We start from the raw sequence: 14,068 nt of genomic DNA on the forward strand, positions 1-14,068 counted from the left end.
TCATCACATCATCACATCATCACATCATCACAGAAGAATGGAGGTGGCTGGCTGCGGCAGATGAACCCAACCCGTCCTATCAGACACGCCATCATGGTTTGGTGAGGGGGAGTAAACGTGTTGGCGATATTGAGCTGCGGGCAGGGGGGCGTCATGTTGATATCCGAAGTGCTCTGCCATGGCGCTGGTGAGCATGCAGATATCCAACAAGGTGAGGAGAGTAATAAGGAGAGAGAAGGGTAATCGCGGAGGCACAGATTGCAGAGATAAAAAAGCCAGCCGACTGTTCGGCTGGCTTTTTGCTATCAGCGGCAGGTGGGGGATTAACCGACCAGCTGATAGAGGATGGCGGAGATGGCGATCATCCCCATCACAGCGACAAATACGTTGCTGATATGACCCTGATACTTCGCCATGGCCGGTACGCGCTTGATGGCGTACATCGGCATGATGAACAGGATGGTAGCGATGATCGGGCCGCCCAAGGATTCAATCATGCCCAGGATGGAGGGGTTGGCAATGGCAGTGCCCCACAGGGTCAGGATGAAGAAGGCGATGATGAACATCTCGACTTTCTTGGCGTTCGGCTCTTTGCCTGACTTGCGCATGTTCTGCACGATCATCCCTTTCAGACCTTCACGGGCACCCAGATAGTGGCCGAAGAAGGAGGAGACGATGGCGACAAACGCAACCAACGGACCGAAGTAGGAGATGATGGGGCTGGCATGCTGGTTGGCCAGATAGGAGAGCACGGCGATGTTCTGAGCCTTGGCTTCCGCCAGCTGGGCCGGTGTCAGGCTCATGACGCAAGAGAAGACGAAGAACATCACGAAGCCCAGCAGCACCATGGCGGTACGCTTGAGGATGGCATCGGCTTTCTCGACAGCCTTATCACCGTGGTCGCGGCGCTGAGCCAGGGAGAAGCTGGAGATGGCCGGGCTGTGGTTGAAGGAGAAGACCAGTACCGGGATGGTCAGCCACAGGGTAGTGGCGAAATCCTTGGCAGAGGGCACTTGCTCCAGCGCGGCACCGGTCCAGTCCGGGATCAGGTACAAAGAGATACCGGCCAGAATGGCGATCAGCGGATAAACCAGCAGCTCGGTCACTTTCAGCATCAGCTTTTCACCGGCCAGCATCACCGACATCATGCCCATGATCAGCACGATGGAGAGGATCCAGCGCGGCGGGGCACTCATCTGCAGCTGGTTGACCATGAAGCTTTCCACGGTGTTGGTGATGCCCACGCCGTAGATCAGCACGATGGGGTAGATGGCGAAGAAGTAGAGCAGGGTGATTAATTTACCGGCACCCACGCCAAAGTGCTCTTCCACCACTTCGGTGATGTCTGCATTTGGCTTTTTGGAGGAGAGCACGAAGCGGGCCAGACCACGGTGGGCCAGATAGGTCATGGGACCTACCAGCAGCGCCATGACGACCAGCGGCCAGAAACCGCCCATACCCGCGTTGATCGGCAGGAACAGGATCCCCGCGCCAACTGCGGTCCCGAACAGACTGATGACCCAGGTAGAGTCGCGTTTTTCCCAACGAGTGGTTTGAGTAGAGCTGATCCCTTGCTCTGTTGACGCCGCAACTCCCTGCGTGCCAGTGACTGTGTTTGACATCTATCTCACCCCGAATGTGTGGTTCTTATTAAGTCGGCGCAAGGATACGGTTTTTCTAATCAAAAATGTTGATCAAATTCATCTTTACGGCACGAAAAACCGCACTTTCTTATGGAAATGTGATCAAAACAAGAAAAATTCAATTATTGTTTATCAATTGGCACGTTATTTTAGTGTTAATGATTAAATCTCGCTCAGCCAAATGTAGGTAAATTGTTATTTTGCGAGATGCTGGGCTAGCTGGTTGATCATGCTGGCGGTAGCCCCCCAGATAAAGTGCTGTTGCCAGGGGATCCAGTAGATGGTGTGCGGTTTCCCTCCTCTGTAAAGGGTCAGGGGGATGTGGTTGCGTCGATCCAGCAGATGGGTCAGCGGCACTTCGAAGGCGTGATCCACCTCATCCGGACTCAGGATGAGGGGATAGTTGCCATCGAGCAGCCCCAGCACCGGCAGCACCTCGAATCGTGACACTGTATTGAGCGGGTTGAGGGTGCCGATCACTTCAATCAGCCGGGCCGGAATGCCGAGCTCTTCTTCGGTCTCCCGCAGCGCCGTGACAATCAGGTTTTCGTCGCCGGGATCCTGTCGCCCGCCGGGGAAGCTGATCTGCCCCCCATGATGGCGCAGCCGTGGGCTGCGCCGGGTCAATAACACGCTGAGCCCCTCATCGCGCATCACCACCGGGATCAACACTGCCGCCGGGCTGAGCCCGCCAATGGCGAGGCGATGGGCCGGGGCGGGTTGCTGCAACTGGAAGCGGGTCAGCAGTTCGTGGCGATCCATGGCGGGGAGCTCTCCTGTGCGTTGGCCTGACAGTGGGGAGGGTTAAAGCGCTGACAGCGGCGGCAGGATGCGGGCGACCTTGTCATAGGTCTCCTGATATTCGCTGTCGGCGTCGGAGTCGGCGATGATGCCCCCACCGGCCCAGCAGTGCAGGCGACCCGCTTCGGCGATCAAAGTGCGAATGCAGATGCTGGTGTCCATCCGACCATGCTGGCTGAGGTAGCCGATGCTGCCGCAATAGGCATTGCGGCGCTGGGGCTCCAGCTCTTCGATGATCTCCATGGCGCGGATCTTGGGGGCGCCGGTGATGGAGCCACCCGGGAAGCAGGCCCGCAGCAGATCGACCCCTTGCCAGCGTGCATCCAGCTCACCGTGGATTGTGGAGACCAGATGATGTACCGCTGGAAACGACTCCACCGCAAAGAGATGAGGCACGCTGACCGAGCCCGGCCGGCTGACCCGACCGATGTCGTTGCGCAGCAGATCAACGATCATCAGATTCTCTGATCTGTCCTTGTCGGCCTGCGCCAGCTCCCGTGCGACTTGCCGATCGGTGGCCGGATCAGGGTGGCGAGGGCGAGTGCCCTTGATGGGTTTGGTTTCGATATGACGGCCATCGAGCAGCAGGAACCGCTCGGGGGATAGGCTCAGCAGCGCGCTCTCCGGTAGGCGGATAAAGGCTGAGAAGGGAGCCTTGTTGGCGGTTGCCAGCAGGCAGTAGGCCTGCCACTCATCCCCCTGATAGGGGGCGCTGAAACGCTGGGTCAGGTTGATCTGGTAGCAATCCCCCGCGGCGAGATATTCCTGAATGCGGGCAAACTTCTCGCCATACTCGGCGCGGCTCATATTGCTCTGCCACGACCCCTGCAAGGCAAAAGTGGGGGCCGGTTTGGCCTGCTGCTGTTCAAGCCAAGCCAGCCGGTTGGCTTGGCCTGCTTTATCCCCCCAGTGCACCAGCTGCCAGTCGCCGGTCGCCACGTTGCGCAGCAGCGCCCAGTCGTAGATGCCCACCGCCATGTCTGGCACCGCGATATCGGCGGCGGCCTGCACTGGCAGTCGTTCGAAGCGACGGCCGAGATCATAGCCAAACAGACCGAGGGCGCCGCCAATAAAGGGCAGGTGAGTGGCGCACAGTTCCAGCTCCCCCAGCAGCTGTTGCTGGGTATGAGCCAGCAGGGCGAGGGGATCTTCGTGGTGTTTGCTGATATTCGCCCCGACACGCAGAGTGGTCACTTCGCCGCGGGTTTCGAGGGTCGCCAGCGGATCGGCAGTGATGATATCAAAGCCGTTATCGGCGCCGAGTGGCCCCGCCGATTCCAGCAACATGGCCCACGGCTGATGTTGCAGGCGGGCAAAAAGCTGATGGAGTTCAGCACTATGGTCTAGATGATGGATATGAAGTGTTGGCGTCATTTTATGTTACACAGGCAACAGTTTGGTTCCCGAACCCTAGTCGGTGCTGGTGGGCAAGCGTATCATAGGTGTCGGTGACTTAAGAAAAAACTGCCGTGTCGTTCGTTTTTTGCTGGTTGATAGTTTTTAGCCAGCACGTCAGCACGGCCCATCATATGGAAGCCCTTGCCCTGCTCTGTGGCAGAGACAAGGACCAGTGAGGATGATATGAGCATTATAAAAAAACAGGATTTCATCGATTCTATCGCAGATGCCCTCCAGTACATCTCCTATTACCACCCGTTGGATTTTGTTCAGGCTGCCAAAGCGGCGTATGACCGTGAGGCCAACCCGGCCGCCAAAGATGCGCTGGCCCAGATCCTGATCAACTCCCGCATGTCCGCCGAAGGTCATCGCCCGCTCTGCCAGGACACCGGTATCGTGACCTGTTTCGTCAAAATTGGCATGCAGGTCCAGTGGGACAGCGACATGACAGTGCAGGAGATGGTGGACGAAGGGACCCGTCGTGCCTACACCAATCCTGACAACCCGCTGCGCGCCTCCGTGCTGGCCGATCCGGCCGGCAGTCGCAAAAACACCAAAGACAACGCCCCTGCCGTGGTGCATATCGACATGATCCCCGGCAACAAGGTGGAAGTGAGCATCGCGGCCAAAGGCGGCGGCTCCGAGAACAAATCCAAGATGGTGATGCTCAACCCCTCTGACGATATCGTCGAGTGGGTGCTGAAAACCGTGCCGACCATGGGCGCAGGCTGGTGCCCGCCCGGTATGCTGGGCATCGGCATCGGCGGTACCGCCGAGAAAGCGGCGGTGCTGGCCAAAGAGGCCCTGATGGAGCACATCGACATTCAGGAGCTGATTGCCCGTGGCCCGCAAACCACAGAAGAGAAGCTGCGGGTCGAGCTCTACGACAAGGTCAACAAGCTGGGGATCGGTGCCCAGGGGCTGGGCGGCCTCACTACAGTGCTGGATGTGAAGGTGAAATCTGCGCCGACTCATGCCGCCTCCAAGCCGGTGGTGATGATCCCCAACTGCGCCGCGACCCGTCACGTTCATTTCGAGCTGGATGGTTCAGGCCCCGCCGAGCTGACCCCGCCGAAACTGAGCGACTGGCCGGAGATCACCCGTGAAGCGGGTGGCAATGTGCGCCGCGTCAATGTCGATGGCATCACCAAGGCCGAGCTGGCCAGCTGGAAGAGCGGTGATACCGTGCTGCTCTCCGGCAAGATCCTCACCGGTCGCGATGCCGCCCACAAGCGCATCGCCGACATGCTGAAAAATGGTGAAGGGCTGCCGGAAGGAGTCGATTTCACCAACCGCTTCATCTATTACGTTGGCCCGGTTGATGCGGTGCGCGACGAAGTGGTCGGCCCGGCTGGCCCCACCACCTCCACCCGAATGGACAAGTTCACCGACATGATGCTGGGTGAAACTGGCCTGATCGGCATGATCGGCAAGTCCGAGCGTGGTCCGAAAACCGTCGAGAGCATTAAGCAGCACAAGGCCGTCTATCTGATGGCGGTGGGCGGCGCCGCCTATCTGGTGGCCAAGGCTATCAAAAAGGCGCGTGTGGTGGCTTTTGCCGATCTCGGTATGGAAGCGATCTACGAGTTTGAAGTGGAAGATATGCCGGTGACTGTTGCGGTCGACTCCGAAGGTAACAATATCCACGAAACCGGCCCAGCCTACTGGTCTGCCAAGATTGCCGAGCTGGATGGCAAGCTCTCCTCCTGAGTGACCGTTTCCGCTGCCGGTTAACGGTATCGGCCCTGTAAAGAAGGCGCGTCCATCCGGATGCGCCTTTTTGCTTTGGCTGGCCTGTTATGGGCTCAGGTTGGCCGTTTTCGGCAAGCGGGCATAAAAAAGGATGGCGTGACGCCATCCTTTTTCGTTGTGCTTGTTCTCTGGCCGCAGATAGCAGAGCAATCGCCCTTGGCTTAGGCCTTTTTCAGGTAGGCAGCAACCAGTACGATCTGCACGCCGTTGACCTTGCCTTCGATATGGAGCGGGTTGTTGGTCAGACGGATGCCCTTGACCAGGGTGCCGCGCTTGGCGGTGAAACCGGCGCCTTTCACGTCCAGATCCTTGATCAGGGTGACGGAGTCGCCCTCTTGCAGCACGGCGCCGTTGGAGTCAACGGTCGGTACGCTGTCGTCATCTTCGTCAGCAATACCAGCTTCAGCCCAGGTCTTGGCTTCGTCTTCCATGTACATCATGTCCAGCAGATCCTGAGCCCACACCTCACCCTTGCCGGAGAGAGCTTTGAGCTGGCGCCATGCCATCACCTGCACCGCAGGCACCTGGCTCCACATGCTGTCACTCAGGCAACGCCAGTGGTTGACCACCAGAGTATCCGGTTGTTCCAGCTGACCACGGCAGGTGTCACAGATAGCAACGCTGTGATCATCGTCGCTGGCGGGGGAGTGAGGCACCACGAAGGCGGTCAGCGCCTGCTCGGCGCTGCACAGTTCACACTTGGCGCCCGCGCGCGCTTGCAGAATGGCGTTGATGGTCATGTTGTAGGTCCCATAGCTAGTGTAAAGCGACCCGCGTTGGGCGGGGCGCGTGAAAGAGGGGGCGGAATATAGCATAAAACCCCGCACTTTGTCAGGTCTGCCCTGGCTCACAAGGTCGGCTGTGCTGTTGCGCGGCGCTGATCGTTTGGTATTGAGAGTGCAATTTGAAGCGGGATCGCTAGAATGAGCCTCCTTTTTGACTGCAAGGCAGGGGCATTCGTGCTGGCTCAACGTTTTCAACAACTGGATCGACTGCTCACCCGCTACCGACGCTGGTGGCAATATCAGCCATATCATCATTTGACCATAGCCTTTGCCGATGAGGCGCCCGAACTGGCGGCGTTGCTCAATGGGCTGACGCTCGGCCAGTTGGCAGAGCTCGATGCGGATATGGATGCACTCAGCACGCTGCTTGCCCCCTGGATTGCCGAGGGAGCCGAGCTGCAGCAACTCAGCCAGCTTGTCCCGTTTACCCCGGATCCCATCACCTGCAGCAAGGAGATGGCTCTGCATATGCCGGGGCGCAAGCAGGCCCAGATCGAGTCGTTCACCGCCTGTTTGCCGGCCCATCAGGGCCCCTATCTGGAGTGGTGTGCCGGCAAGGGGCATCTTGGGCGGCTGGTGTCACTTCATCGACAGGCTCCGATCCTCAGTCTGGAGTTGCAAGAGCAGCTTTGTGACGAAGGTCGGCTGCTGGCCGAGCGGGATGGCGCCAATATGACCTTTACCTGCGCCGATGCTTTTGCCCCCGAGTCGGCGGTGCTGATCGCCCCCGAACATCACGCTATGGCACTGCATGCCTGCGGCGAGCTTCACACCCATCTGCTGGAGCGGGTGGCCGAGCGCAGTGCCAGCGGCGTGACTATCTCTCCCTGTTGTTACCACCTGATCCGCAGCAGCCACTATCGCCCGCTGTCGGCCGCGGCCAGCGCCAGCAAGCTGGTGTTGAGCAAAGCGGATCTCAAGTTGCCGCTACAGGAGACGGTGACTGGCGGTGCGCGGATCGCCCGCCTGCGCGAGCAGGAAGTGGTGTGGCGGCTCGGGTTTGACTGCCTGCAGCGTCAGGTGCGCGGGGTGGATGAGTATCTGCCGGTGCCCAATATGCAAAAGAGCCTGCTGACTGGCACCTTCGAGGCATTCTGCGTTTGGGCTTCCGAGCGCAAAGGGATAGTGCTACCCGCCGGGCTCGACTATCCCGCCTGGTTGGAACACGGGGAGCGCCGCTTTGGCGATGTCGCTCGCATGGAGCTGGTGCGTCATTTGTTTCGCCGTCCCCTCGAGATCTGGCTGGCGCTAGATCGCGCGCTCTTTTTGCAAGAGCAGGGCTATCGGGTCGAAGTGGGTGAGTTCTGTGCCAAACCCATGACCCCGCGCAATATCCTGATCCGTGCCGTGCGTGTCTGACATCCGGCTATTTTGAGCATTTATCTTGAACATTGATGATGGCTGACAGGTTGAGCCTGTCAGCCATTTTTTTCATCACGAACAATGACCGTATGGCAGGCCACCTGGCCGTCTCAACTGTTCTAAAAACGGGCGAAATACCACGCTCTGGCGTTTTCGTTTGGGTTCTTTTTCTTTGTTTCAGCTGCACTGAATATCACAAGGTGAAATGGCTCACAAATTCTGCTTATTTCTTAATTCTCATCGTGAATTTAGTCGTTGAAACACCTACTCTTGGAATGCATTAATTCAAACAAGGACGATAAACATGTTCAAACCCAAGCGTTGTGCCTGGCTAATTGCTGCTGCCTGCGCGTTGCCAAGCTATGCCGTAATGAGCGCAACCATGAATATTCAACCCGATCCGCAAAATGCGGGAGGATATGTGATTGCGGCCCCGGATCTGGCCGCCGTGGAAAAAGCCAAGACGGCTAATCCCATGTATGCAATATGGGCCAAGGCATTGGCCACCCGGTCCAATAAAATCGTTGATGCCATTGAACCGGGTCTGGCAAGCAATCCTGACAACGTAAAACGGGTCGAACGGGTATTTCCCCAATCTGAATGGGAATATTTAACCCAGATGGCAGCGCCAGAATATACTTATGTCCGATTCTTGCGAGCCATCGGTAAATTCCCTGCGTTCTGTGGCGAATATACTGATGGGCGTGATTCTGATGCGATCTGTAAAAAATCCATCGTGACCGCCTTTGCCCACTTCTCTCAGGAGACCGGTGGCCATATTGCCAAGGAGAACGTCTCCGATAACCCGCTGGGGTTGGAGGAGTGGCAGCAGGCGCTGGTGCATGTGCGGGAGATGGGCTGGTCAGAGGGACAGACCGGCTACACCACAGGCTGCGGCCAGAACGACTGGCAGAACAAGAAGTGGCCCTGCAGCACGGGTCAGGGGTACTTCGGCCGCGGCGCCAAGCAGCTTTCTTACCACTTCAACTATGGTGCCTTCTCCGAGGCGATGTTCGATGGCGATGCCTCCGTGCTGCTCAACAACCCGGGGCTGGTGGCGGACTCCTGGCTCAACCTCGCTTCTGCCATCTGGTTCTTCCTCACCCCGCAGGCCCCGAAACCGGCCATGTTGCACGTGATTGATCGCACTTGGGTACCTTCCAAACGGGAAGCTGACGCCGGTATCGGCTATGGCTTCGGTACCACCATCAACGTCATCAACGGCGGCATCGAGTGTGGCGAGCAGAACAAGGACAAGGGGCAGCCGGTCAATCGCATCCGCTACTGGGAAGGGCTGGTCAACCACTACCAAATCCCGATCAAGGCGGATGAGAAGAACACCTGCTGGCAGCAGACTCCCTATGGCAGCCTCAATCTTAGCGGCGCTACCGACGTGCTCTACACCAACTGGGATGGCAACTGGAAATACTATCCGGGTCGCCCGGGCGGTTACTCCTTCGAGTGCGAGCTGGTGGGCTTTCAGACCGCTTATTCTGCGCTGGTGCCGGGTGATTACGAGAAGTGCGTGACCAACTTCTACGGCTCCCACGCCAACTGGCCGAAAGTGCGGGTCGTGGACAAACTGACTCCACCGCCGGTCGATCCGAGCGAACCCCCCATCGGTGGCAACCCGGCCTGGGAAGCGACCAAGGTCTACACCGCGGGCAACAAGGTGAGCTACAAGGGCACCGTCTATCAGGCCAAATGGTGGACGCAAGGGGATGATCCCGCCAAAGGTGGCCCCTGGGTTGTAGTTCCTGCCAAATAAGATGGCGTAATTTAACTCCCAAAGAGGAGAGGGGGGATAACTCCTTCTCCTCATTAATTATCAACAGTGCATCACTGAATATTATCTTGTATTTTCAATGGTGTTTATGTTCTAACTGATAAGGTTGGTTTTTATCTGAAAATTGAAATGAAATAGTGTTGAATCAAAGTTGAGAATAAAATTTATATTCAGGTTCGTTAGCCCCCATAAACTAGCGTCTTCTGATGAGCGTGGTGCGCTACTTGCGAATTAATTTTCCACCATAAAATGAAACCTCTCATTGCGAATATGAGTAGTATCTTCTCTATTGGTAAACTGTCATTTATCACCTGAAATGGTGAGGTCTTGCTATATCATTCAGCTTTATCTCGGTACATTGTCGCTTATTTCCTTGAGAAAATAGATGTAAACGGCCGGTTTATATTGGTAATCTCTTTGGCTTGTGCAAAATTGCAACGAGGGGGCAAGATGAAGGGGGGTTGTCATTGCGGGGCGTTAGCAGTGTCACCAGAGGGCAGGGGCGTGCGTCCTTAAGTCGGCTCCTGCTCCTCTTTGCGGCAGCAGTTGCGCCCCTGCTTCTTGGCCAGATAGAGGGCGGTGTCGGCTCGTCTAACCATCTTCTCTACAGTGTCATGGCTGCCCTTGCTGGCGCTGATCCCGATACTGATGGTGAAGGGAGATCTCAAGAGCTCCGTCCAGTGCATGGTGCTGGGATTCGATGGCTAGCCTGATCCGCTCGGCGCTTGCCCAGGCGAGCTCGAGGGAGGTTTCCGGCAGCAGCACGATAAACTCCTCGCCACCCCAGCGACCCAGCATGTCCACCTCCCGCAGCTGTTTTCTGATGCGTTTCACCAGACTCAGGATCGCCAAATCCCCCTGCTGATGGCCAAAGGTATCGTTGACTTCCTTGAAGTGGTCGATATTGATCAGCAGCAGGCTCATGGTATGGCCAAAACGCTGACAGCGTTGCATCTCGGCGTTGACCAGCTCGTTGAAGCGGCGCCGGTTGGCAATGCCGGTCAGGGGATCCGTGGTGGCAGCGACCTTCAACTCCTCCACCAGTCGGGCTCGCTCCGAGATATCCCGCAAGATGGCGGTCATCTCGGTGGTCGGGCCCAGATTGATCTTGGCGATGGTCACCTCCAGCGGAAATTCGCTGCCGTCGCGGCGCAGACCCATCACCGAGGCGCGGGCATGCATCGGGCGCGAATTGATGGGGGAGCTGCTGAAGGCTTTGAAATAGGTTTCGTGATTGGCGCGAAAACGCTGGGGAAGCAGGGTTTCCAGCCGCTTGCCGAGATAGCTTTCGTCGATGCCGAACATCTCGCAAGCGGCGGTATTGATAAGCTCGATGCGTGACTCGCTGCTGACACTGATGATGCCGTCATAGGCGGAGTTGACCACCGCTTCGAAGCGACGGCGACTGGTGGTGAGCGCCTCTTCCAGCTGCATCCTGGCGGTGATGTCGATGGCGGTCACGATGATCCGGTTGATCCGTGCCTGCTCGGGGATGATGGGGGAGAGAATAAAGCGCCACCAACTGGTGCGCGAGAGGCTGTCGATGGGCAGCTCGCTCTCGAGCCCGGTCTGCATGCGCACACATTCGTGCATTGGCGGCTCGATGGTATTGGTGATGTAGCGGGGAAACATCTCGCTCAGCTGTTTGCCAATGCTGCCAAGGACATCCAGCTCGAACGCCTTGGCAAAAGTATCGTTGGCAGAGACCAGCACAAAGTGATCATCCTTGTCGAGGCTGAACACCGCCACGGCAGCGCCGATGGCGTCGAGAGATGACTTTATGTCGGCATGGGAACCCTGTGTAAACATGCGACCTCCACGGCGAATAACATATTGATATTCAGTATAGTGTGGTCGTTTGGCTAACTACTCTTCGATATCCAGCAACACCAGAATGGCGCTGTCGCCACCCCATTCGCGGGGGGCCTGATGGAAGGCGCGAACATTGGGGTGCTGGGCCAGCCAGCTGGGAATGCGCTGCTTGAGAATATGTTTGCCGATGCCATGCATCACCGAGGCGACGTGAATGTTCTCTTTCTGGCAGAGGGTGAGCAGGGCGGCCAGCTCCTGTTTTGCCTGCTGCTGGTTCATGCCGTGCAGATCCAGGTAGATCTCCGGCGGATAAATGCCCCGCTTGAGCTTTTTCAGCTCAAATTTTGACACATCTTCCCGCACGTAACGGGTCGGCCCATCGTCGTCGAGATGGGGCTGATACTCATCGCTGAAATAGTGGTCAACCCCAAGCTTTTCGCGGGTTTCGCGCAATTCGCGTTTCTGCTTGACCGGGCGTAACTCGGCCCTTATGGTATCTTGCTTGATTTTCCGGGTACCTTTTATCGCATCGCGGAACAGCAGGGTTTCCTCGTCTGTCGGTGAGGGCGTTTTTTTCATCAGATGCTCATGTATTAGGTATGCGTCTTGCCCGCAACGTAAACGGGGCTCGGGCCGGATATTACTCGACTTGGAGGTGGATTTGGACAAGATATTTATCGATGAGGTGGTTGCCGAGATGCACACCATCCAGGACATGTTGCGTTGGGCCATGAGTCGTTTCAACGACGCCGGGATTTTTTACGGTCATGGAACCGACAACGCCTGGGATGAAGCTGTGCAGCTGGTACTGCCCGCGTTACATCTGCCACCGGATGTAGACCCGGCCATGCGCCACTCCCGTCTGACCAGCAGCGAGCGTCACCGTATCGCTGAACTGATTATCCGCCGCGTACAGGAGCGGGTACCGGCCGCCTATCTGACCAACAAGGCCTGGTATGCCGGTTGGGAGTTCTACGTGGACGAGCGGGTGCTCATCCCCCGTTCCCCCATTGCGGAGATGGTGGCCAACCGTTTCGCGCCCTTCCTCAAACATGAACCGACCCGGATCATGGACCTGTGCACCGGCTCAGGTTGCATCGCCATCATCATGGCCCACGAGTTCCCGGAAGCGGAAGTTGATGCCATTGATATCAGCGTTGATGCGCTGAACGTGGCTGAGCGCAACATCAACGATCACGGGCTGGAGCAGCAGGTCATTCCGATCCGCTCCGATCTGTTCCGCGATCTGCCGGCGGGCGACAAATACGATCTCATCGTCTCCAACCCGCCCTATGTGGACTCCGAAGACATGTCGGATCTGCCGGAAGAGTTCCGTCATGAGCCCGAGCTGGCGCTGGCGTCCGGCTCCGATGGTCTCAAGTTGACCAAGCGTCTGCTGGCCCATGCCGCCGATTTCCTCAAGGATAACGGTGTGCTGGTGGTTGAAGTAGGCAACAGCATGATCCATCTGGAAGCCCAGTTCCCCGAGATCCCCTTTACCTGGGTTGAATTCGAAAACGGCGGTCACGGCGTCTTTGTGATGACCCGTGAAGAGCTGGTGCAGTATCAGGATCATTTCGCCATCTACAAGAACTAAGCAGGAGCGCGCATGGCAGGGAACAGTTTTGGTCAACTCTTTCGGGTCACTACCTTTGGCGAGAGCCACGGCCTGGCGCTGGGCGCCGTGGTCGATGGTTGCCCGCCTGGGCTGGAGATCAGCGAAGCGGATCTGCAGGGGGATCTGGATCGGCGCAAGCCCGGCACTTCCCGCTACACCACGCCGCGCCGCGAGCCGGACGAGGTGAAGATCCTCTCCGGGGTGTTCGAGGGCAAGACCACCGGCACCTCCATCGGGCTGCTCATCGAGAATACCGATCAGCGCTCCAAGGATTACTCCGATATCAAGGATCTGTTCCGGCCGGGTCATGCTGACTACACCTACCACCAGAAGTATGGTCAGCGGGACTATCGTGGCGGTGGTCGCTCATCTGCCCGCGAGACCGCGATGCGAGTGGCGGCGGGGGCGATTGCCAAGAAGTACCTGAAACAGGTACATGGCATCGAGATCACCGGTTTTCTCTCCCAGCTCGGCCCCATCAAGGCTGAGGCGTTTGACGCGGCGCAGATTGAGCAGAATCCCTTCTTCTTCCCCGATGCGGGCAAGCTGGAAGCGCTCGATCAATACATGCGCGACCTGAAAAAAGAGGGCAACAGTATCGGTGCCAAGGTGCAGGTCATTGCGCGCAATGTGCCGGTGGGCCTGGGTGAGCCGGTGTTTGATCGTCTCGACGCCGACATTGCCCATGCCATGATGGGCATCAATGCGGTGAAAGGGGTGGAGATCGGTGATGGCTTTGCGGTGGTGGAGCAAAAAGGCTCCGAGCATCGCGACGAGATGACCCCGGCGGGCTTTGCCAGCAACCATGCGGGTGGCATTCTGGGCGGCATCTCGTCGGGTCAGGATATTGTGGTGAGCATGGCGCTCAAACCGACCTCCAGCATCACTGTGCCGGGCAAGACCATCAATACCGAAGGTGAGGCAATCGAGATGATCACCAAGGGGCGTCACGATCCCTGTGTCGGCATTCGCGCCGTGCCCATCGCCGAAGCCATGCTGGCGCTGGTGTTGATGGATCACCTGCTGCGCCATCGTGCCCAGAATCAGGGGGTGTTGACCCATACCCCACAGCTGCGTTGATCGCTCTTGCTGCACATCGACTGATCGCACC

Annotated in this window: 10 protein-coding genes and 1 pseudogene; 5 read left to right on the plus strand and 6 right to left on the minus strand. The window is 57.7% G+C overall.

The genetic code is table 11. The features are described from left to right. Positions 1 to 323: 323 nt before the first annotated feature. The 3 genes from G5253_RS11825 to pabB all read right to left on the minus strand — a co-directional run bounded on the left by G5253_RS11825 (position 324) and on the right by pabB (position 3,731). The gene (locus tag G5253_RS11825) at positions 324 to 1,622 is read right to left on the minus strand and encodes a serine/threonine transporter (protein WP_236271489.1); all 1,299 of its coding nucleotides are present in this window, start codon (positions 1,620 to 1,622) and stop codon (positions 324 to 326) included. 216 nt (positions 1,623 to 1,838) lie between these two features. Beyond that, the gene (locus tag G5253_RS11830; RefSeq protein WP_266135039.1) at positions 1,839 to 2,405 is read right to left on the minus strand and encodes a CoA pyrophosphatase; all 567 of its coding nucleotides are present in this window, start codon (positions 2,403 to 2,405) and stop codon (positions 1,839 to 1,841) included. A gap of 42 nt (positions 2,406 to 2,447) precedes the next feature. Then, positions 2,448 to 3,731, minus strand: a complete 1,284-nt coding sequence (gene pabB / locus G5253_RS11835; protein ID WP_266135066.1) for an aminodeoxychorismate synthase component I — start codon at positions 3,729 to 3,731, stop codon at positions 2,448 to 2,450. 294 nt (positions 3,732 to 4,025) lie between these two features. On the opposite strand from pabB, the gene G5253_RS11840 reads away from it, so the two are divergent. Continuing rightward, complete coding sequence (locus tag G5253_RS11840; RefSeq protein WP_005351759.1) at positions 4,026 to 5,552, plus strand: fumarate hydratase; 1,527 nt, start codon at positions 4,026 to 4,028, stop codon at positions 5,550 to 5,552. A 203-nt stretch (positions 5,553 to 5,755) separates the two neighbouring features. On the opposite strand, the gene G5253_RS11845 is transcribed toward G5253_RS11840, so the two are convergent. Next, positions 5,756 to 6,334, minus strand: coding sequence for a PhnA domain-containing protein (locus G5253_RS11845; protein WP_042083002.1), 579 nt, complete (start codon positions 6,332 to 6,334; stop codon positions 5,756 to 5,758). Positions 6,335 to 6,517: 183 nt separating this feature from the next. Between G5253_RS11845 and G5253_RS11850 the strand changes: the two genes are divergently transcribed. Beyond that, a complete protein-coding gene (locus G5253_RS11850; protein ID WP_266135038.1) occupies positions 6,518 to 7,738 on the plus strand; it encodes a methyltransferase in 1,221 nt (406 codons plus the stop codon). Positions 7,739 to 8,045: 307 nt separating this feature from the next. Then, the gene (locus tag G5253_RS11855) at positions 8,046 to 9,509 is read left to right on the plus strand and encodes a chitinase (protein WP_266135037.1); all 1,464 of its coding nucleotides are present in this window, start codon (positions 8,046 to 8,048) and stop codon (positions 9,507 to 9,509) included. A 530-nt stretch (positions 9,510 to 10,039) separates the two neighbouring features. Here the strand turns inward: G5253_RS11855 and G5253_RS11860 are convergent. Continuing rightward, a pseudogene (locus G5253_RS11860) lies at positions 10,040 to 11,336 on the minus strand (sensor domain-containing diguanylate cyclase). Positions 11,337 to 11,393: 57 nt separating this feature from the next. After that, entirely contained in the window at positions 11,394 to 11,918 is a 525-nt protein-coding gene (smrB, locus tag G5253_RS11865) for an endonuclease SmrB (RefSeq protein ID WP_005333198.1), read from the minus strand. An 82-nt stretch (positions 11,919 to 12,000) separates the two neighbouring features. On the opposite strand from smrB, the gene prmB reads away from it, so the two are divergent. Together prmB and aroC are read left to right on the plus strand one after the other, a co-directional pair. After that, positions 12,001 to 12,936 (plus strand): 50S ribosomal protein L3 N(5)-glutamine methyltransferase, encoded by a 936-nt coding sequence (gene prmB / locus G5253_RS11870; protein ID WP_266135036.1) that lies wholly within the window; start codon positions 12,001 to 12,003, stop codon positions 12,934 to 12,936. Between the two features lie 12 nt (positions 12,937 to 12,948). After that, complete coding sequence (aroC, locus tag G5253_RS11875) at positions 12,949 to 14,037, plus strand: chorismate synthase (RefSeq protein ID WP_201951171.1); 1,089 nt, start codon at positions 12,949 to 12,951, stop codon at positions 14,035 to 14,037. Positions 14,038 to 14,068: the final 31 nt, after the last annotated feature.

Origin of the sequence: Aeromonas sp. 602658 (assembly GCF_049173005.1) — a bacterium.
In the GTDB taxonomy this organism is placed as follows: Bacteria; Pseudomonadota; Gammaproteobacteria; order Enterobacterales; family Aeromonadaceae; genus Aeromonas; species Aeromonas veronii_A.